The 18,259-nt window shown below is 68.5% G+C and carries 19 protein-coding genes; 11 read left to right on the top strand and 8 right to left on the bottom strand.

What is annotated here, in order from left to right; translation table 11 throughout:
* Window positions 1-60: 60 nt before the first annotated feature.
* The 3 genes from ACOOGH_RS12425 to rocD form a co-directional block, all read right to left on the bottom strand.
* Window positions 61-1,134, bottom strand: a complete 1,074-nt coding sequence (locus ACOOGH_RS12425) for a hypothetical protein (RefSeq protein WP_420449204.1) — start codon at window positions 1,132-1,134, stop codon at window positions 61-63.
* Window positions 1,128-1,670 carry an RNA polymerase sigma factor gene (locus tag ACOOGH_RS12430; RefSeq protein ID WP_420449205.1) on the bottom strand — a complete coding sequence of 181 codons (543 nt, stop codon included), beginning with the start codon at window positions 1,668-1,670 and terminating at the stop codon, window positions 1,128-1,130. The genes ACOOGH_RS12425 and ACOOGH_RS12430 overlap by 7 nt, the downstream gene beginning before the upstream one ends.
* A 185-nt stretch (window positions 1,671-1,855) precedes the next feature.
* Window positions 1,856-3,073, bottom strand: a complete 1,218-nt coding sequence (gene rocD, locus ACOOGH_RS12435; protein WP_420449206.1) for an ornithine--oxo-acid transaminase — start codon at window positions 3,071-3,073, stop codon at window positions 1,856-1,858.
* A 119-nt stretch (window positions 3,074-3,192) separates the two neighbouring features.
* On the opposite strand from rocD, the gene ACOOGH_RS12440 reads away from it, so the two are divergent.
* Complete coding sequence (locus ACOOGH_RS12440; protein ID WP_420449207.1) at window positions 3,193-4,725, top strand: anthranilate synthase component I family protein; 1,533 nt, start codon at window positions 3,193-3,195, stop codon at window positions 4,723-4,725.
* Between the two features lie 29 nt (window positions 4,726-4,754).
* Here the strand turns inward: ACOOGH_RS12440 and ACOOGH_RS12445 are convergent, their stop codons facing one another.
* Window positions 4,755-5,084, bottom strand: a complete 330-nt coding sequence (locus tag ACOOGH_RS12445; protein ID WP_420449208.1) for a hypothetical protein — start codon at window positions 5,082-5,084, stop codon at window positions 4,755-4,757.
* A gap of 233 nt (window positions 5,085-5,317) precedes the next feature.
* On the opposite strand from ACOOGH_RS12445, the gene ACOOGH_RS12450 reads away from it, so the two are divergent.
* Complete coding sequence (locus ACOOGH_RS12450; protein ID WP_420449209.1) at window positions 5,318-7,264, top strand: YfbK domain-containing protein; 1,947 nt, start codon at window positions 5,318-5,320, stop codon at window positions 7,262-7,264.
* A gap of 75 nt (window positions 7,265-7,339) precedes the next feature.
* The gene (locus ACOOGH_RS12455; protein ID WP_420449210.1) at window positions 7,340-8,080 is read left to right on the top strand and encodes a ubiquinone/menaquinone biosynthesis methyltransferase; all 741 of its coding nucleotides are present in this window, start codon (window positions 7,340-7,342) and stop codon (window positions 8,078-8,080) included.
* Between the two features lie 40 nt (window positions 8,081-8,120).
* Here ACOOGH_RS12455 and ACOOGH_RS12460 read toward each other — a convergent pair whose 3' ends face one another.
* Entirely contained in the window at window positions 8,121-8,312 is a 192-nt protein-coding gene (locus ACOOGH_RS12460; protein WP_420449211.1) for an AbrB/MazE/SpoVT family DNA-binding domain-containing protein, read from the bottom strand.
* A gap of 158 nt (window positions 8,313-8,470) precedes the next feature.
* Between ACOOGH_RS12460 and ACOOGH_RS12465 the strand changes: the two genes are divergently transcribed.
* The 5 genes from ACOOGH_RS12465 to ACOOGH_RS12485 all read left to right on the top strand — a co-directional run bounded on the left by ACOOGH_RS12465 (window position 8,471) and on the right by ACOOGH_RS12485 (window position 13,427).
* Window positions 8,471-9,421 carry an ABC transporter ATP-binding protein gene (locus tag ACOOGH_RS12465; RefSeq protein ID WP_420449212.1) on the top strand — a complete coding sequence of 317 codons (951 nt, stop codon included), beginning with the start codon at window positions 8,471-8,473 and terminating at the stop codon, window positions 9,419-9,421.
* Window positions 9,418-10,743: an ABC transporter permease gene (locus tag ACOOGH_RS12470; protein WP_420449213.1), complete on the top strand. Its 1,326-nt coding sequence runs from the start codon at window positions 9,418-9,420 to the stop codon at window positions 10,741-10,743. The genes ACOOGH_RS12465 and ACOOGH_RS12470 overlap by 4 nt, the downstream gene beginning before the upstream one ends.
* Window positions 10,744-10,844: 101 nt before the next feature.
* Window positions 10,845-11,678: a substrate-binding domain-containing protein gene (locus ACOOGH_RS12475; RefSeq protein WP_420449214.1), complete on the top strand. Its 834-nt coding sequence runs from the start codon at window positions 10,845-10,847 to the stop codon at window positions 11,676-11,678.
* Window positions 11,620-12,333, top strand: a complete 714-nt coding sequence (locus ACOOGH_RS12480; RefSeq protein ID WP_420449215.1) for an ABC transporter permease — start codon at window positions 11,620-11,622, stop codon at window positions 12,331-12,333. The genes ACOOGH_RS12475 and ACOOGH_RS12480 overlap by 59 nt, the downstream gene beginning before the upstream one ends.
* Complete coding sequence (locus ACOOGH_RS12485; protein ID WP_420449216.1) at window positions 12,330-13,427, top strand: ABC transporter ATP-binding protein; 1,098 nt, start codon at window positions 12,330-12,332, stop codon at window positions 13,425-13,427. The genes ACOOGH_RS12480 and ACOOGH_RS12485 overlap by 4 nt, the downstream gene beginning before the upstream one ends.
* 33 nt (window positions 13,428-13,460) lie before the next feature.
* Here the strand turns inward: ACOOGH_RS12485 and ACOOGH_RS12490 are convergent, their stop codons facing one another.
* Entirely contained in the window at window positions 13,461-14,681 is a 1,221-nt protein-coding gene (locus ACOOGH_RS12490; protein WP_420449217.1) for a carboxypeptidase regulatory-like domain-containing protein, read from the bottom strand.
* 168 nt (window positions 14,682-14,849) lie between these two features.
* Here ACOOGH_RS12490 and ACOOGH_RS12495 point away from each other — a divergent pair, with 168 nt between their 5' ends.
* Window positions 14,850-15,293, top strand: a complete 444-nt coding sequence (locus tag ACOOGH_RS12495; RefSeq protein WP_420449218.1) for a hypothetical protein — start codon at window positions 14,850-14,852, stop codon at window positions 15,291-15,293.
* Between the two features lie 36 nt (window positions 15,294-15,329).
* On the opposite strand, the gene ACOOGH_RS12500 is transcribed toward ACOOGH_RS12495, so the two are convergent.
* Complete coding sequence (locus tag ACOOGH_RS12500; protein ID WP_420449219.1) at window positions 15,330-15,599, bottom strand: hypothetical protein; 270 nt, start codon at window positions 15,597-15,599, stop codon at window positions 15,330-15,332.
* Window positions 15,596-15,886, bottom strand: a complete 291-nt coding sequence (locus ACOOGH_RS12505) for a hypothetical protein (protein ID WP_420449220.1) — start codon at window positions 15,884-15,886, stop codon at window positions 15,596-15,598. The genes ACOOGH_RS12500 and ACOOGH_RS12505 overlap by 4 nt, the downstream gene beginning before the upstream one ends.
* Window positions 15,887-16,021: 135 nt before the next feature.
* On the opposite strand from ACOOGH_RS12505, the gene ACOOGH_RS12510 reads away from it, so the two are divergent.
* Together ACOOGH_RS12510 and ACOOGH_RS12515 are read left to right on the top strand one after the other, a co-directional pair.
* Window positions 16,022-17,209 carry a serine hydrolase domain-containing protein gene (locus ACOOGH_RS12510; protein ID WP_420449221.1) on the top strand — a complete coding sequence of 396 codons (1,188 nt, stop codon included), beginning with the start codon at window positions 16,022-16,024 and terminating at the stop codon, window positions 17,207-17,209.
* Window positions 17,206-18,252 (top strand): carboxypeptidase regulatory-like domain-containing protein, encoded by a 1,047-nt coding sequence (locus ACOOGH_RS12515; RefSeq protein ID WP_420449222.1) that lies wholly within the window; start codon window positions 17,206-17,208, stop codon window positions 18,250-18,252. The genes ACOOGH_RS12510 and ACOOGH_RS12515 overlap by 4 nt, the downstream gene beginning before the upstream one ends.
* Window positions 18,253-18,259 lie beyond the last annotated feature (7 nt).

Here is an 18,259-nt window from a genome sequence, read left to right on the forward strand (position 1 = left end):
CAACTCTCGCGATCATCTGCGGATACTCCTTGTCCGGGCCCGTTGCGGCACCGGATGCCATCACGTCCCGATGGCGGAACGAAGCCGCAACAACGTGCCCTGCTGGTCCAGACCTTCACGGGCCAGTTCCCGCTCGAAAGCCGGGGCGTCCGGCCCCAGGCGCGCGATCTGAACGAGAATCAGTTCAAGGTCCCGCAGTAGCGCGCGTTCCCGCTCGCCATCCCCGATCGGCGCTGCGAGAAGGGAACGCGTTTCGACGAGCACTTCACGTGCCCAACTGGCCAGATCCTGCTGGGATTCGTCGCTTCCGATGTCCGTGCGGAAGGCGACGAGGAGCATGGCGGCCCGGTCGAGGTGCTCCGCCATCTCGTAGTCGGCGGCCGCGCCGCGCGACGGCTCGGGGCCCTCGGGCTGCGCGGATGCCAGGCCGACGGCCTCGCGCGTCGGCGGGTCAGCTGCGGGCCGGGCCGGCGTCGGGGCCGGATCGGCTGCCGCCGGGGGCGTGGCCGACGCAAACTGGCGACTCGTCTCCAGGGGCTCTTCGACAACCGCGAGCGCCAGTGCCTCCTCGGCGGCAGTCGCCGCGAGGGGCCCGGAGTCGGTCGCCGCGACCGACGCAGGCGTCGCCGGCCGGGCCGCCGCCGTCGCTGCGACCATTTCCGGCTCAGCGGGCACCGGCAGCTGCGAGCCACCGTCGAGCGCCACGGCCAGCGCGACCGAAGCGGCGGCGGCTCCCGTCAGCCAGGCAGCTGTCCGGCCGGGCCGCCGGCCGAGCGTCCGGGCCACGACAAGCCGGAGCGGACCACGGCTCGCTCCGCGCGCGGCGGCAACTTCCCGCTGCCCCGCGGCCCACCCGGCCTCGATTCGCTCCCACATCGCCTCTCGCGGCGCGGGCGGCGGGTCGTTGTAGCCCAGCACATCGAACGGGTGTTCCAAGGCGGCGCCGACGCCGGCCGCGGCGTCCGTCACGTCCGCGGACTCCGGCGAGTCGGGCACCGGCGCCGCGCCAAGCCGCGCCTCGACCCCGGCCCACATCGCCTCGGCCGGAGCCTCCGGCGGGTCGTGGTAGTCGGCCGCCTCCCGGCGGAGAAACCGGGCGAAGCGGCTCGCGTCGTCCGTGCGATCCTTCAGCATGCCCATTCTCCCGCGAAATCCGCGAGCTTCTCCCGCAGGCGGCTGCGGGCCCGGAAGAGTTGCGACTTGGATGTCCCGGCCTTGATCCCGAGCATCGTCCCGATCTCCTCGTGCGTGTAGCCCTCGAGATCGTGCAGCAGAAAGACCGTTCGATAGCCCGTGGGAAGTTCATCGATCGCGCTGCGCAGCCGCGCCTTGACGTCAGGCTCGAGGCCGTGCGACCCGCTGCTCCCGCGAAGGTCGTCGTGCAGCACGGTCTCACGGCTGCGAAAACGCTTCACCTTGCGGAGCCCGTTCAGCGACACCGTGGTCGCGATCGACCCCAGCCACGTGCCGAACGCGGCCTCGCCGCGAAACGTGTCGATCTTGGTGAACGCCCGCACGAACGTCTCCTGCGTGAAGTCCTGGGCGAGATGGTCCTCGCCCGCGAACCGGTAGCATATCCGGAACACACGATCGACGTGCGCGTCGTACAAGGCCCGCGCTGCGCCCTCGTCGCCGTCCTTGAGCCGCTGAATGAGTTGCGGTTCCGTCACCGTGCCGGGTTCTCCGGGTCCACGTCGGTTCTTCCGCTTCCAGAACGGTGACACAGCCAACGGAGGATTAGTTGCGCGGGAATCGGCCAAGCCGCCGGAGGGGAGATCGGCGGGAGGGGCCGGAGAACGACCGGCCCGCGGCGTGCGTGAGCCGGGGCCGGTCGTTCCGGGGCGGGCTTCCGGGGTCAGGCGACGGCTACGGCCGCCCCCTGAATCACCTCGGCGATGTGGTCCAGCGCCCATTCGAGGCTCGCCTTCTCGATCGTGAGCGGAGGCGCGAAGCGAATCACCTGCTCGTGCGTCTCCTTCGCGAGGATCCCGCGGGCCTGCAGTTCCTCGCAGAACGGCCGCGCCGACCCGGACTCGTCCCGGATCACCACGCCGATGAACAGGCCGCGGCCCCGCACGTGATCGACATGCGGTGAGTCGATCGATTCCAGTTGCCGCTTGAACCAGGAGCCGAGTTCGTTCGACCGCGCGGCGAGATCTTCATCCCGTATCACGTCCAGCGCCGCCATGCCGACCGCCGCGCCGAGCGGATTCCCGCCGAACGTCGAGCCGTGGTCTCCCGGATGGAAGACATCCATGATCGCGGAGTTGGCGAGGATCCCCGACACCGGGAACACGCCCCCTCCGAGCGCCTTGCCGACGATCATGATGTCGCCGCGGTCCGCCTCCCAGTCGGCGCAGAACAGCTTGCCCGTCCGCCCGAGACCCGTCTGAATCTCGTCGTTGATCATGAGGACGTTGTTCGCCCGGCAGATCTCGAGCGACCTGGCGTAGTACCCGTCCGGCGGCACAACGACCCCCGCCTCGCCCTGAATGGGCTCGACAAGGAAGCCGACCGTGTTCGGCGTGATCGCCGCCTCGAGCGCGTCCGCGTCACCGTAGGGAATCGGCACGAAGCCCGGCGTGAAGGGACCGAACCCGACCGTCGAGCCGGGGTCCGAGGAAAAGCCGACGATCGTCGTCGTGCGGCCGTGGAAGTTGTCCTCGCACACGATGATCTCGGCCTGGTCCTCGGCCACGCCCTTCACGGTGTAGCCCCACTTGCGGGCCGCCTTGATCGCCGTCTCCACGCCCTCGGCGCCCGTGTTCATCGGCAGCGCTCGCTCGAAGCCCGTCATCTCGCACAGCTGCTGGAGGAAGGGGCCCATGCGGTCGTTGTGGAAGGCGCGCGAGGTCAGCGTCAGCTTCTCCGCCTGTGCGCGCAGCGCCTCGATGATGCGGGGATGGCGGTGTCCCTGGTTCACGGCGGAATAGGCGCTCAGCATGTCGAGATACTTACTGCCCTCGACGTCCCACACCCACTCGCCTTCGCCGCTTTCGAGCACGACGGGAAGCGGGTGGTAGTTGTGGGCGCTCCACTGATCGACCTGAGAGATGTAATCGCTGGTGTTCATCGCTTCCTCATTGGGCTGCCGAGCGGACTCGGCCATCGGTTGGTACGGGTTTCAGCCGGGTTGAACCGGACCTGAGAGAGTAGACGAAACCCCCACGCCCGACAAGGTGATCCGGGCCCATGTCCCGGTCGGTCCCCGTCCCCGCCGCGGGCTGCTACCTTGGGCGCATGAGCGACGCCTCCATCATTCCCGACTTTGCCGAATTCTCCCGCCTCGCCGAGCCCGGGCGGATGGTGCCCGTGGCGATCGAGATCCCGTTCGACCTCGACACGCCGGTCACGGCGTTCTCGAAGCTTCGGCGCGGCGCCTTCTCCTTTCTTCTGGAGTCGGTCGAAGGGGGGGAGCGCTGGGCACGCTTCAGCTTTCTGGGCTCCGAGCCCCGCGAAGTCTGGCGCCTCGACGGCTCGGAGATCCGGCTCTGGACGCCCGCGGGGGGCTGGGGCGAGCCCGAAACCACGAGCGATCCGTTCGGCGCGTTCGAGGCCTGGATCACTCGCCACGAGCCGGTGGAGTTTGCCGGCCTGCCGAGGTTCTGGGGCGGGGCCGTCGGGTTCTTCGGCTACGACACGGTACGCTGGATCGAGCGCTTGCCCGCGGCGCCGCCGGATGACCTCGGCGTGCCCGACGCCTGCTTCATGTCGACGGAGCACATGCTCATCATCGACAACCTCTATTCGCGTGCCTTCGCCGTGACGGCCGTGGCGGTCACGGCCGACGATGACCCGGCCCAACTGTACAGGGGCGCCCTGGACCGGCTTGCCGACTGGATCCGCGGCCTGGAGCGACCGCACGGGCTGGGGCCGCTCGGCGGCGGTGGGGGGCGTACCGCGGAAGTTGTCGGAAACCGCTCACAGGACGACTACGAGGCCGCCGTCGATCGCATCCGCGAATACATCGTAGCAGGCGATGCGTACCAGGTCGTGGTCTCGCAGCGCGCCGGCGCCAGCTTCGGGGGCGACTCGCTCGAACTCTATCGGGCGCTCCGCCGCAGCAACCCGTCACCCTATCTGTTCTTCATCGAACTGGATGGCATGCGCCTCATCGGGTCGTCCCCGGAGACGCTGGTCCGGGTCGAAGATCGGATCGTGACCGTACGCCCGATCGCCGGGACGCGGCCGCGCGGCGTGACCCCGGGGGAGGACGAACAGCACGCTCTCGACCTGCTTGCCGACGAGAAGGAGCGGGCGGAGCACCTCATGCTGGTGGATCTGGGCCGTAACGATGTGGGCCGGGTCGCCCGCCCCGGCTCCGTCGAGGTGTCGCGCTTCATGGAGATCGAGCGCTACAGCCACGTCATGCACCTCGTGAGCGAGGTGTCCGGTGCGCTGAGGGACGGGGTCGACGCCGTGGACGCGTTCCAGGCCTGCTTCCCCGCCGGCACCCTCACCGGCGCCCCGAAGGTGCGGGCCATGGAAATCGTCGATGAACTCGAACCGACGCGTCGAGGACCCTACGGCGGGGCGGCGGGCTACGTGGGCTACGGCGCGACGAACCTCGACATGGCCATCGTGATCCGGACGCTGCTCTCCGTCGGGGACCGCGTGTACGCGCAGGCGGGGGCCGGCATCGTCCACGACTCCGAACCGGCGCGCGAGTGGGAAGAGACGCGGCACAAGGCGCGCGTACTCCTGGAGGCGCTGGAGCGAGTCTAGCGGGCCCGCACCCCCGGGCCCCCGAACGGTCACATACGGGCGAGCCGCTCCTCGCGGGCCACTATCGGATCGATCTGGTCCGCGTACTCCTTCGCGTAGGCGAGGGCTTCCTCCAGGGCCTCCGTCCGCGTCCCGGCGAAGCGCTGGCCCACGGCGGCGCTCATCGCCCGGGCCGGCCCCGCTGCCGCCGCGACCTCCCAGACCTCCGGCCCTCCGCGCAACGCGGCCCGCCTGCCAGCCCGGGTCTCCCGGAACTCGATCTGCGGGAATCGCTCCGCGGCCAGCCACTCCAGGAGGATCCTCCTCAGTCCCTGCGAGGGTGTCCACTGCTGCTCGAGAAACACGCGTTCGAGTTCCAACTCGACCTCGCGTGAGAGGCGCGTGCACAGAGGACGGGGTAAAGGCATGTATACAAGGTATACCAACCTCCAACATCATGCCAATCTGACGGGAACCGGCGACTTGCCGCGAATCACGATGTAACCCTTTCCCCGTTCGCGGCGTCTACGGGTGGATCGCGGGGGCGGCCACTACTCACAAAACGCGGAGCGAGGCGGCGCCCTCCGGCCGCACGAAGGGAGACGAGGCGACCATGAATGTTCACAGAATTCCACTTCGGATCGGCGCCCTGCTGGCGCTGTGGCTCACGATCGCGGGGCCGGACTCGTCTCACGCCCAATCGGAGACGGGCACCGTGCAGGGGAACGTGTTCGATGCGACGGCCAGCGTCGGAGTTGCCGGCGCCCAGGTCTTCGTGGCGCGGACGGCGATCGGCACACTGACCGATGCGGAGGGCCGCTATTCCCTCTCGGGCGTGCCGCCCGGTGAGCAGGCCATCACGGTTCGGTTGATCGGCTACAGGGAGACCAGCAAGACCGTCACGGTCACGGCGGGCGAGACGGTCACCCTGGACTTCACCGTCGAGCAGACGGCGCTGCGGATACAGGATCTCTCCGTCTCGGCGGAGCGCGCAGCTGCGGCCGGCGAGACACCCCGGGTCGAGCAGCCCTTCACGGTAGAGCGGCTCAGAGCCGGGGCGGGAAGGTTCGCTGCCGTATCCGCGATGCAGGGGCATCCCGGCTACAACACGGAGTCGTACGCCCCTATCGAGGAGAACGACTTCCGGCTCGTGAGCGCGTCGCCGCTCTCTACGTTTTCGATCGACGTCGACCGCGCGTCCTACGCCAACGTCCGGCGTTTCATCCAGGCGGGAGAGCGTCCGCCCGTCGACGCGGTCCGCATCGAGGAGATGATCAACTACTTCCCCTACGAATGGGACAGTGGGTCCGGAGGCCACCCCTTCGCGGTCGAGACAGAAGTGTGGGATGCACCTTGGAAGCCTGAGCACCGGCTGGTCCGCGTCGGCCTCAGGGCGCCTTCGGTGGAGACGGCTCACCTGCCACCCGGTAACCTCGTCTTCCTGCTCGACGTGTCGGGGTCCATGAACTGGCCAGACAAGCTGCCCCTGCTGAAGAAGGCGTTCGCTCTCCTTGTCGACCAACTGAGGCCGCAGGACCGAGTTGCGATTGTCGTCTACGCGGGAGCCGCGGGTCTCGTCCTCCCCTCGACGCCCGGCAACCGGCGCGGGAAGATCCTCGAGGCGGTGGAGCGGCTCGAGGCCGGGGGTAGCACGGCGGGCGGCGCGGGGATCGCCCTCGCCTACGACGTGGCGCGGAAGCACTTCATCGAGGGCGGGAACAACCGCGTGATTCTGGCGACGGACGGCGACTTCAACGTGGGCGCTTCCAGCGACGGCGAGATGGTGCGCCTCATCGAGAAGGAACGCGACAGCGGGATCTTTCTCACGGTCCTCGGCTTCGGCACCGGGAATCTGAAGGACTCGAAGATGGAGCAGATCGCGGACCGCGGGAACGGCAACTTCCACTATGTGGATGGGCTCCTCGAAGCCCGAAAGGTACTCGTGGAGGAGATGGGCGGCACGCTGTTCACGGTTGCGAAGGACGTGAAGCTGCAGGTGGAGTTCAACCCCGCGCGCGTCACCGCATACCGGCTGATCGGCTACGAGAACCGCCTGCTCGCCGACGAGGACTTCAACGACGACACGAAGGACGCGGGCGAACTCGGGGCCGGCCACACCGTGACCGCGCTCTACGAGGTCGTGCCCGCCGGTCTCCCGGTGCCCCGAAGCGTGGATCCGTTGCGCTATCAGCCGACCGCCGACCCACAGCCCCCGACCGCAGCGCCTCCCAGCGCCTTCGAGGACGAACTGCTTTACGTGAAGGTCCGGTACAAGGACCCCGGCGGCTCCGAGAGCAAGCTCCTGGCACATGCGGTCCCGGACCGCGCCCGGTCGCCCTCGGGGAGCTTTCGCTTCGCCGCGGCCGTGGCGGGGTTCGGCATGCTGCTGAGGGATTCGCCGCATGCGGGCAGCTACACGCTGGACGAGGTCATCTCTCTGGCGGAACGAGGCCGGGGCGACGATTCCCGGGGATATCGGGGAGAGTTCATCCGTCTGGTGGAGACCGTGCGGGACCTGGATCTGCTCGGCAGCGCAGCGGAGGAGGGCGACCAGCGTTAACGTGGCGCCTCATCCCCGGCCCGCCGCGACGACGAGTGCGGTCGCGGCGGCCTGCACCGGGAGGAGCCGCCCTCGTTGAAGCTCAATCGACACATCTCCGGCCAGATCGAACGGCCGGCGGACAAGCAACGCTACGTCCGCCGGCTGTTCGCCGGCGTGGCCGGCCGCTACGACCTCACCAACGATGTGATGTCGCTGGGTCTCCACCGCCGCTGGAAGCGCCGACTCCTCGCGCTGGCCGACCTCCGCACGCACCATCGCGTCCTCGACCTCGCGGCCGGCACGGGAGACCTCGCGCGGGGAGCGCTACGCCGCGCAGCGGGAGCGTCGAACGAGATCCGGGTCTTCGCGGCGGATCTCACGCCGGAGATGATGCGGGCGGGGCGCGCGCGACCTGGACCCGACCTCGCCGGCTGGATCGGGGCCGACGCGCTGCGGCTACCCTTTCCGGATGGCGCCTTCGACCGCGTCATCATCGGGTACGGCCTGAGGAACTTCGCGGACCTCGATGCCGCGCTGGCCGAGACCCTCCGCTGCCTGCACCCGGGCGGACGGCTGATCTCGCTCGACTTCGGCCACCCTCCCATCCAGGCGCTGCAACGGGCCTACCTTGCGTACCTCGATGCTTCGACCCGCCTCGTCGGCTGGGCGCTTCACCGCGATCCGGAATCCTACGTCTACATCCCCGAATCGCTAAGGAGATTTCCCGATCAGCGGGAGATGGTCCGCAGGATGGAAGCCGTCGGGTTCGCGGAATGCGGCTACGAAGACCTGATGCTGGGCGCGATGGCCATCAACTACGGAGACCGCCGCTAGCAGACGATTCGCGGCCGGAGGTTCGGGCTGGCAGCCCGAGCTAGATGTTCGGGCTGGATTCCGTCTTCCAGACGGTGAACTGGCGCTGGCCGGTTTCGCTTTCCTCGAGGCGAACTTTCAACGCATCGCCATCGGCGAGTCGCATTTGGTCGCGCATCTCCAGGGGAATCGTGATACGACCGCCGCTTCCTACAGTGATGTCGCGGTAGTACATGACGCGGAAGATCGCCATCTAGCCTCCCCATAGAGGGTTGGTCGGCAAAGTGAGGGGAACCCTTAATATGGGGATTCGCCGGCCCTTGCGGTAGGCCGGGGTCGGCAGGCGCTGGGGGCAATCGAGGGGAGCCCGTTGCGTGGCGACGGATGCCGGCACCCCGTATCATCGGGGCAGTGAATACACCTGCCATTCGCCTCCAGGGCGTCACGAAGCGCTTCGACAGGAAGACGGCGATCCGCGATCTCGACCTCGAGATCCCGCACGGCTCGATCTACGGGCTCATCGGCCCGAACGGCGCCGGAAAGACCACGACGCTCCGCATCATCCTCGACGTCATCGGGCCCGATGCCGGTTCGGTCGAGGTCTTCGGTTCCCCCAACGTCGAATCCATGCGCACACGCATCGGGTATCTGCCGGAGGAACGCGGCCTGTACCAGAAGATGACGGCGGCCGACCACCTCGCCTTCTTCGGCCAGCTCAAGGGGCTGCGTCGCAAGGAGGCGCTCGCGCGGGCTCGGGCGGGGCTGGATGCGGTAGGTCTCGGAGAGCGCGCGGACGACAAGGTGGAGACCTTCTCCAAGGGGATGGCCCAGAAGGCCCAGTTCCTGGGAGTCATCCTGCACGAGCCCGACCTGCTGGTGCTCGACGAACCCTTCAGCGGCCTCGATCCTCTCAACGTCGAACTCTTCAAGCAGATGCTGCGGGAACGCCAGCAGGCCGGAGCCACGATCCTGCTCTCGACGCACCTCATCGAGGACGCGGAGCGCCTGTGCGAGCGGGTGTGCATGATCGCCGGGGCGACGAAGGTCCTCGACGGGCGCGTGCGCGATATCAAGGCGGCGGCGGGGCGGCGCGACATCGCGCTCTCCTTCGAGGGGAACCCCCGGTTCCTCGATGCGCCGGACCTCGTCGAGGACATCTCGGCGCACGGCACCTACGTGGAGGTCCGCATGCTGCAGGGCGCCGACCCCCAGACGCTCCTGCGGCGGGCGGTGGAGAGCGGCGCGCTGATTTCGCGTTTCGAGCTGATCGAGCCGTCGCTGCGCCAGATCTTCATCGAGAAGGCCACGGAGGCCGGGCTCTCGCACGAGGACGAGAGTGACGATGACGAGGCGGCGGCATGAATCCGTTCACGCCGAGGGTCGCGACCGTGGTCCGCCGCGAGTTCATGATGCGCGTCAAGTCCAAGTGGTTTCTCATCTCCACGCTGGGCCTCCCCGTTCTGATCGTCGGGCTCGGCGCGCTCTCCGCTTTCCTCGCGGTGAGGGGGGCGACGGATGTAGGCCAGGAGCGCAGACTTATAGGGGTCGCCGACCCCGCCGGGCTGATCGGTGATCTCCTCGTTGAAGAGTTCGTTGCCGACTCGCTCGACGCCGTGCGCGCCGCGGACATGGAGGAGTTCTCGGTCGACGAGGCGCGGTCGCGGCTCTCCGCTTCCTCGTACGATCTGCTGCTGATGATCCCGCGGAGCGCAGGCCGGCGCTCTGCGGAGATGCCGGGAGAGACACCGGACGCAGACGAAGGGGAGGATGACCGGACGACGCTGCTCGCGCGGGCCAGCGTTCCGTCCGTGATCGAGGGTTCGGTCCGGGGGGCACTCCAGAGGGCATCGGTGCGGGCGCGCCTGCGCTCCATCGGCGTGCAGAGCATCGACCCGGGCGCGCTGCTCCGGCGCACCTCCTTCGATGTCGTGAACGTCACGGAATCCGGGGAGGCCCGATCCCAGGACATCTACCGGATGCTGAGCTTCGCCATCGCGTTCTTTTTCTACTTCATCCTGCTCATCTACGGGCAGATGATCGTGCGGGCGATCCTTGAGGAGAAGCAGTCGGACATCGTCGAGATCATGGTCTCCTCCCTCCGCCCGTGGGAACTGATGCTGGGGAAGATCGTCGGTGTCGGGGCGGTCGGCGTTGCGCAGATGGCCGTCTGGGCGCTGATCTTCGCGCTCGCGGCCGTCTACGGCCTCACGGCCGGAGCATCCACGCTGGCCGAGGCGGGGATCGATATTGCGAACATCCCGATCCCGTGGGGCACGCTCGTGCTGATGCTCTGCTTCCTCGTTTTCGGCTATCTGCTCTACGCGGGGATGTTCGCGGGCGCGGGCGCGACGATCAGCAACGAGCACGATGCCCAGCAGGCCATACTCCCGGTCATGATGCTGATCATCCTTCCCTTCATCGCGACCCAGGGCGTGATCCAGAGTCCGAACGCGGGCTGGGGCGTCATTCTCTCCCTCGTGCCCTTCTTCAGTCCGCTGGTGATGCCGGCGCGACTCTTCGCCACTTCCGTCCCCGTGTGGCAGTGGCTCGTGTCGCTGATCCTGCTGGGCGTCTTCGTCCTCGGGGCGGCGTGGGTGGCGGGCCGCATCTTCCGGGTGGGGATTCTGATGAAGGGCCAGCGCGCCAACCTGCCGCAGGTGCTGCGGTGGATACGCCACGGTTAGCAGTCCGTGACAGAAGCGCGCGGCGAACCTCTTTCGCCCTCCTCTTCGCCCTCGGCGGCGGGGTATGCGCGGGAGCGTGCGGGACCGATGCGGAGACCTTTGTGCTCGGAGCCACGACCTCCACCTACGACTCGGGTCTACTCGAACACCTGATCGCCCGCTTCAACGAAGACCACCCCGAACTCCGCGTGCGCACGGTGATCGCCGGAAGCGGCGAAGCGCTGGAACTCGGTCGCTCGGGAGACGTGGATCTCCTGCTCGTGCACGCGCCCGGGGCCGAGGCCCGCTTCGTTGCGGCGGGTCACGCGCCACGGCGGAGTCCCGTCCTCTTCAACGGGTACGTGATCGCCGGCCCGCCTGCCGATCCGGCGCGGATCCGTGGATCCGCGTCCCCGTCCGCGGCGTTCGAGACCCTCGCGCGCGGAGAGCACGGCTTCGTCTCTCGCGGCGACAGTTCGGGGACGCACTACCGCGAGATCGCCTTTTGGCGCGAAGCGGACGTATTCGCCGACGGGGCATGGTACATCGAGTCCGGGCAGGGACAGGCCACCACACTGCACGTGGCCAGCGAGCGCCGCGCCTACGTCCTCACCGACGCCGCGACCCTCGCGATGCTGTCGGCGGTGCTCGACCTGGACGCGCTCGTCGAGGGCCACCTTTCCCTGCGTAACGTGTACTCGCTGCTGGAACCGCGCGCTGCACTCCGGCCGGCGCGCGCCGCGGTCTTCGCGGACTGGCTCCGCTCCGGAAAAGGACGCCGCGCCATCGCGGAGTTCCGGGTGCGCGGGGGCCCCGACGCCCTCTTCGCCCCGTGGCCTCCCGACGACGCGGCACCCTCCGGGGAGGCGTCGACGCTTGAAGGAGACTCCCTGACCGATGCAGATTCGGCTCGTGGATCCGCTGCTCGAGGCTCTCCGGCTCATCACGTCGGGTGACCTGTACGTCTGGAACGTCATCCTCCGCTCTCTGCAGATCAGCGGATCGGCGCTCCTGCTGGCCATGGTCATCGGACTCCCCATCGGGATCGCGGTCGGGCTGACGCGATTCCGGCTCCGTCTGCCCGTGGTCGCGGTCATCAACGCGGGTCTCGCGTTCCCGCCCGTCGTGGTCGGCCTCGGGGTCTTCCTCCTGCTGTCGCGGGCGGGCCCGCTCGGCGACCTGCAACTGCTCTACACGCCGGCCGCGATGATCGGCGCCCAGGCGATCCTCGCGGGCCCGTACATCGCCGCCGTGAGCCTCGCCGCGGTGGAGAACATCCCTCCGGACATCGCGCTCCAGGCGCGGGCGCTGGGCGCGAGCCGGCGACAGGCGATCCTCCTTCAGTTAAGGGAGGTGCGGACATCGCTCGTGGCGGCGGTGGCGGCTGGGTTCGGCGCGATCATCAGCGAGGTGGGGGCCGTGATGATGGTGGGCGGCAACATCCTCGGAGAAACCCGCGTGATGACGACGGCGATCGTGCTGGAAACGCGGCGCGGAAACTTCGATGTCGCGATCGCCATGGGAATCGTCCTCATGCTCATCGCGCTCTGCGTGAACGCGCTGCTCCTGTTGCTCGGCCGGCGTTCGATCCGCCGGGGCCTGGTCGCGTGAACACCGCCTCCGCACCGCTCCTCGGCACCGGACTGCGCCGCATCTACGGCGGGAAGACCGCGGTGGAGGTGGACCGGATCGAACTGCGTACGGGTGAACTGCTCGCCGTCTTCGGGCCGAACGGCGCCGGCAAGTCGACCCTGCTGCGCCTGCTCGCCATGCTCGAGAAGCCCGACGCCGGCGAGGTCACGTTCCGCGGCCGTTCCGGGCGGGCGAGCGAGCGAGCGCTCCGGGCCGCGTCCGCCGTCGTGTTTCAGCGCCCCCACTTCTGGAGCGACTCCGTCGAGTACAACGTCGGGCTGGGTCTGGCCCTGCGCGGTGTGGCCCGTTCGGAATCCCGGGGCCGCTGCCGCGCGGTGTGCGAGCAGTTGGCCATCCCGCACCTGCTGGCGGCGCCCGTGTCGGAACTGTCCGGAGGGGAGGCCCAGCGCGTTGCACTGGCGCGAGCACTGGTTCTCGACCCCGAGATCCTTTTCCTCGACGAGCCCACGGCGAATCTGGACACGGATTCGCGGCTCGACCTCCGGCATGACCTGGAGCGCGTCGCCCGGGAGCGCGCGACGAGCATATTCCTCATCACGCACGACCGCGGCGAAGCCTTCCACCTCGCCGACCGCGTCGCCGTGATCCGGGGCGGAAAGCTGGTCCAGACCGGGACCCCGAAGGAGATTTACGAGAATCCCGCGGATGTCTACACGGCGCGGGTCACCGGAGCGGAGTTCACGATCTCGGGCACCGTGACGCGGGCGCACGAGCGCATGGTCACGGTCGACATCGGGGGCGCCTCGCTGGTCGCGCTGGGCGAGGCGGCGGCGGGCACGGCGGTGAAGATCGCCTACCGGCCGGAAGATCTCGTACTCGGCCCCCCGGACGTTCCCCCGGCGGATCTGAGTACGCGCAACCTCCTCGTGGCGACGGTGGAGGAGCGGCGCGACATGGGCGGGCTCGTGCGGCTGCGCCTCCGCGGACCCGTCGAACTCGTGGCCCTCGTGACCCTCGACGCCGCGGAAGAACTGCGCGTCGATCCCGGGGTGCGCGTGGCGGTGCGGGCCAAGGCCACGGCCCTGCACGCCTTCCCGGCGGGCCCCTCCTAGCCGGGGCCGGGACACGCTGGCAGGCGGTGGCCGCTAGGGCGACCGCCTCCGGATCCCCGGCCCCGTCCAGATCACGATGGCCCCGCACCGTCCCACGGACCCGCCGAACTCGGCCGGCAATTCGCTCGCGCCCCGATAGACTTCGATCCCGGCGATCTCCCAGGGCGTGACGAAGTTGTCGATCGAGTCGTTGAAGCCTCCGCCGTCGCGGATCACGCGGACGCCGTCCAGGTAGACGTTGGTGCTCACGCACCCGTATTCGGCGCTGCCGCTCAGGCTGGGGGCGCCCCTCGTCATTCGGATGACGCAGTTGTTGTTTCCGCTACCCTGACACTCCGTGCGAAGCCCGGGGATCCTCCCCAGGTAGTGCGTGACCCGGATCGCACCCACATCCTCGATGTCTTCCCGCGTGAGGAACACGCCGGCGCCGACCGCCTCGCCCAATTCACGCCGGTCATAGAAGCCCTGCAGCTCCAGTCGCTTCTCGCGCACCGCCGTGACGACGAGCGGTGCGAGTTCTATCGGATCCGCGCTGAGTTCGAAGTCCACCTGCATGGTTCGATCGCTCGGGAGTTGCACCAGCTGGCTTACGGGCTCGAAGGTGAGGTGATCGACCGTCACCTGGTACACGCCGGGCGTCAGATCCTCGAACATGAAGCGGCCGCTGCCGTCCGTCATCCGCTCTCGATCCTGCTGCACGAGCGTATCCGCGAGGGTGATGTTCGCCGCTTCGACCGGGCGGCCGGAACTGCGGTCGCGGACGCGACCCACGATCCGTCCGGGGAGGGTCAGAAGGGAGGCCAGCGCGCCTTCCTCCACGGCCACGAGAATGTCCCACCCGGCGGGGGGCCCGGGTGCGATACTCACCTGGACGGGTTCCGTGCGGAAGGTAGGGAAGGCGGCGCTCACGGTGAGGCCCGTGTGCGGGGGCAGGCCGCAGAGCACGTATACTCCGTCGCTGCCCGAATCCACGGAAACGGTCCGCCCCCCCTCCGCGTCGCTCCATGTCGCCGACACCGTGGCACCCGGAATGACCAGGCCCTGGAGCGTGTCGCGTACGATGCCGGCCAAACCGGTCATCGACGGATCCGTCCCCGACGGGCAGGTGACGAAGTTCGGGGCCGGGTTCGGGCGGGGGACCTGGGCTTCGAGCCGGGACTCGACCGCCGTCAGGAGCATGGCGATCGCGAACGCCCGGCACACGGCCAGCCTCCGCGCCGATACCGCTAAACGACCGTCTCCGCGTCTTTGCATGCTGCGGTCTCCGCCACTGCGTCGTGCACATGCGTCGCATCGCCCGGCAGCCCTGGCAGCACGGGCTGCCAGCTCCCGTACAATTGAACGTAACTGAATCGGGGATTGCGGGGGACTCCCGGATCTTGCCAATCTTCCGGGGGGTTTCTTCCGCCGTGGAGTCTCATCGTGCGAAACAGGCAGGCGCCGCACCTGGCCGGCGTCGTTTGCGTCCTTCTGGGCATGTCCGGGTGTCTGAATCTCGGGATCGGCGTCTCCCCCACGGTCGGGAACATGCTCACGTCCGTGGTCAGCGAGGGATCCGCCCTGTCCGAGTTCGCGAGGGCCGCCGGGGGGCCCGGATCCATGCGCGTCTCGGGCCAGATCGTGGGCCGGCTGCGCTGCGATTACCTGTCCTCCGACCTGCGCGAGGTGGACGGAGGACTGGAGTTGGCCGTCACGATCGTGTCGGGCCGGCAGGGCTGCAACAGCCTGACGCCTACTACCATGTCCTACGTGGCGAACATCTACAACGTGGAGCCCGGATCCTGGTCGATTCTCGTCGAGCACCGCTATGAAGGAGTGAGCGGCGTGCCCGGCGAGCGCCTCTACGACGTCATCACCGTCGACTAGCCGGCAGTAATCGTCTGCCAGCCGCAGTCGGGGCCGTCACTCCAGGGGCTTGCCCCGTCCGCGGAGGTCGAGCAATTCCGCGTCGCTCATCCCGGCCAGAGCTCGCGTCGCCTCGGCCACGCTGCGGCTCTCGTGCGGCACCCAGCGCGGCGGCTCGAAGGGATCCTCGAGACAGACGAAATAGATGCGGGCCGCCCGAGCCGTATTCGGCTGCCCACCCGAGACATAGGCCTCCCAGCGCACCATGCCCTCGTCGAGAAACGTGCGGGAGAGCGCCCGCTTCGGGTCCACCGCCATGCCGCTCACACCTTCACCGACCGCGCGAGAAGCTCCCGGAGCCCGGCCTCGTTCATCTCGGCCACGGCCTGTTTCGGCACCTTCGAGATGCCCGGCGGAGCCTGGTTGTAGCGCTGGGGAACGGTGATATCGTCCCGGTTGCGGAACATCACGAGCAGCCGGGGTGACTGCTGCGTGGTCCCCGAGAAGATCGAGAACTCGGCCTCCCAGGTGGCGCCCGATTCGCTCGTGAACCGGGTGCGGGCGCTGTCGGCGGCCCCATCCATCCGGAAGATCAGTTTCTTCAGAAGTGACATGTGCGAGACACTAGAACAGTGGGGCGCGACTCGCCACCCTGCGGGCTTCCGGTGCGCGCGCGAAGCTGCGACGTTGAATGGACTCCAGCCCGTCCGGGGTCTCGGCCCCGCTGTCGGCCACCCAAGGAGAGAGCCATGTCGGTCCACTTTCGCTGGCCGCGTTCGTCGGCTGCGCGCCGCTTGTACTCCGCCACGATCCTGCTGCTTCTCGGCGGACTCCTGCTTCCGTCCGCGGCAGTCGGTCAGGACGCGGGCGTCATCGATGCCTTCGCGAGGCAGATCGCCTCGGATGTCGAAACGGACGGCGTCGGCGGGATCACGGCGGCCGTCTTCAAGGGAGACCAGGTCCTCTGGGCGCAGGGGTTCGGCTGGGCCGATCCCGCGAACCGAGTGCCCGCGGGCGTACGCACGATTTATCGCACGGGATCCATCTCGAAGTCGATCACGGCGATCCTCATGGCCGACCTCGTGGAGGAGGGGACGGTCGCACTCGACGACGCCGTGGTGGACCACCTGCCCGAGGCCGCCGGCTTCGGGGACCCGCCGGCCGGCATGGAGCCGGTCACGCTCCGGCAGCTCGCAAGCCACACGGCCGGCCTCATCCGCGAGCCCGAACTCGAGGGCGCGGCGGCGGGGCCCATCGAGGACTGGGGCTACAAGATCCTCGCCTCGATCCCCCACACGCGGTTCTATACGATGCCGGGGACGCAGTACCAGTACTCGAACATCGGATACGGCGTGCTCGGGTACGCATTGCAGCGGGCCGCCGGGACCTCGTTCATGGACCTCGTCGAGGACCGCCTGTTCGCACCGCTCGGCATGCGCTCCTCCACCTTCATCGTCGGCCCCAACCTGTGGCGGCGCGTCGCGGTCGGCTTCTCGAACGGAGCCGATGGCGCCGTGGACGCCGACTTCCCGGCGCTGGAGCATGAGGGCCGCGGCTACAAGGTGCCGAACGGTGGCGTCTACGCGACGGTCGGAGATCTCGCCACCTTCGCGGCCGCGGTCATGGGCATGACGGAGTACGAACTCCTCGATCCGGCCACCCGGCGGGAGGTGATGACGGTTCAAACCCCTGAGGATCCGGATTCCGGGTACGGGCTGGGGTTCTCGATCCGCACCGTCGCACTCGAAAGCGGCGCCGTGCGCTTCGTCGGCCACGGCGGTTCTGTCGCCGGGTACAACATGTACCTCGTGTTCGAACCCGAAAGCGGATACGGCGTGGTCCTCGGCCGCAACTACAATCGCGGCGCCACGAATCTGGGCGAGGTGGGGAACGGCCTCCTGCAGGCACTGCTCGAAGCCGGGCGGTTGAGTTCGTGACCTCGCCACGCGTCCGCCGCATCGCACCGCTGCTCGCGTTGGCGGCGTTCACCCTCGCTCCAGGCCCGGTGGCGGCACAGGACGACGAAGAAGAGCGGGTCCTGCGCATCTGCCGCCAGCTCGGGAACGCGGAACTGGAAGTCGGCATCGAGGGCATCATCCGGGACGACGAAAGCCGGACGCCGCTCCCGGGTGCAAGCGTTCTGATGCGCTACGAGGCCGAACGCGGGTTGCCGACTCCCGACGACGTACGGGTCGAAGCGGACGAGCGCGGGCGATACCAGGCCTGCGGTCTCGAAGCGTTCCGCGAGATCCGCGTGCGCCCGAACTATCGCTCGCGCCGGGGCAAGGAGCGCAAGATCGAACTCGATCGCTCGCAGTTCGTCGATCTCGAAGTCGACATGGGGGACGCGGGCTTCGTCGTATTCTCGGTGGTATCCGCTCACGACAGGCGGCCCGTGGTGGGCGCGGCGGTCGACCTCTCGCCGCTCCCGCTCTCCGGTGTCACGGATTCTCTCGGACGGGTGGCGTTCCGCTCCATACCACCGCTTACCTACGGATTACGCGTCACGCACTTTGGCTTCACCCCCCTGGAGAGCGAGGTCAACGTCCTCACGGACGAGAGCGCCGAATTCCGCGTGGAACTCAACACGCAGGCGGTCGCGGTGGCACCGATCGAGGTGCGGGTTACGGGGCGTGACGCCTGGCTGGTGACCAATGGGTTCTACGAGCGACGCGGATCCATCGACGAAGGCTACTTCGCCACCTATCCCGAGATCGACGAGTTCACCCACCTCGGGCAGGTGTTTCAGTTCAAGCGCGAGCTCTCCATCAAGTACCGGCGCAGGCAGCTCATCCTCCTCAACGGCCGGCCGGCGAGTCGCCTCGGGCTCAACGCCCGGAATCTGAGCGAACTGAAGTTCGACACCGTTCGGGGAATCGAGGCGTACAGGTGCAGCGAAGCACCGCCGGAGATCATGAACCAGTTGCCGAACACGATGCTCCTGACCGACTGCAATCTGGTTGCGATCTGGACCTACTGACGCGCTC

Origin of the sequence: Candidatus Palauibacter sp., assembly GCF_965213655.1 — a bacterium.
In the GTDB taxonomy this organism is placed as follows: domain Bacteria; phylum Gemmatimonadota; class Gemmatimonadetes; order Palauibacterales; family Palauibacteraceae; genus Palauibacter.

Coding starts and splice junctions, on each gene's coding strand:
- ACOOGH_RS12425 (WP_420449204.1), bottom strand. CDS start 1,134: ATGCTGAAGGATCGCACGGACGACGCGAGCCGCTTCGCCCGGTTTCTC.
- rocD (WP_420449206.1), bottom strand. CDS start 3,073: ATGAACACCAGCGATTACATCTCTCAGGTCGATCAGTGGAGCGCCCAC.
- ACOOGH_RS12440 (WP_420449207.1), top strand. CDS start 3,193: ATGTCCCGGTCGGTCCCCGTCCCCGCCGCGGGCTGCTACCTTGGGCGC.
- ACOOGH_RS12450 (WP_420449209.1), top strand. CDS start 5,318: ATGAATGTTCACAGAATTCCACTTCGGATCGGCGCCCTGCTGGCGCTG.
- ACOOGH_RS12460 (WP_420449211.1), bottom strand. CDS start 8,312: ATGGCGATCTTCCGCGTCATGTACTACCGCGACATCACTGTAGGAAGC.
- ACOOGH_RS12470 (WP_420449213.1), top strand. CDS start 9,418: ATGAATCCGTTCACGCCGAGGGTCGCGACCGTGGTCCGCCGCGAGTTC.
- ACOOGH_RS12480 (WP_420449215.1), top strand. CDS start 11,620: ATGCAGATTCGGCTCGTGGATCCGCTGCTCGAGGCTCTCCGGCTCATC.
- ACOOGH_RS12490 (WP_420449217.1), bottom strand. CDS start 14,681: ATGCAAAGACGCGGAGACGGTCGTTTAGCGGTATCGGCGCGGAGGCTG.
- ACOOGH_RS12505 (WP_420449220.1), bottom strand. CDS start 15,886: ATGTCACTTCTGAAGAAACTGATCTTCCGGATGGATGGGGCCGCCGAC.
- ACOOGH_RS12510 (WP_420449221.1), top strand. CDS start 16,022: ATGTCGGTCCACTTTCGCTGGCCGCGTTCGTCGGCTGCGCGCCGCTTG.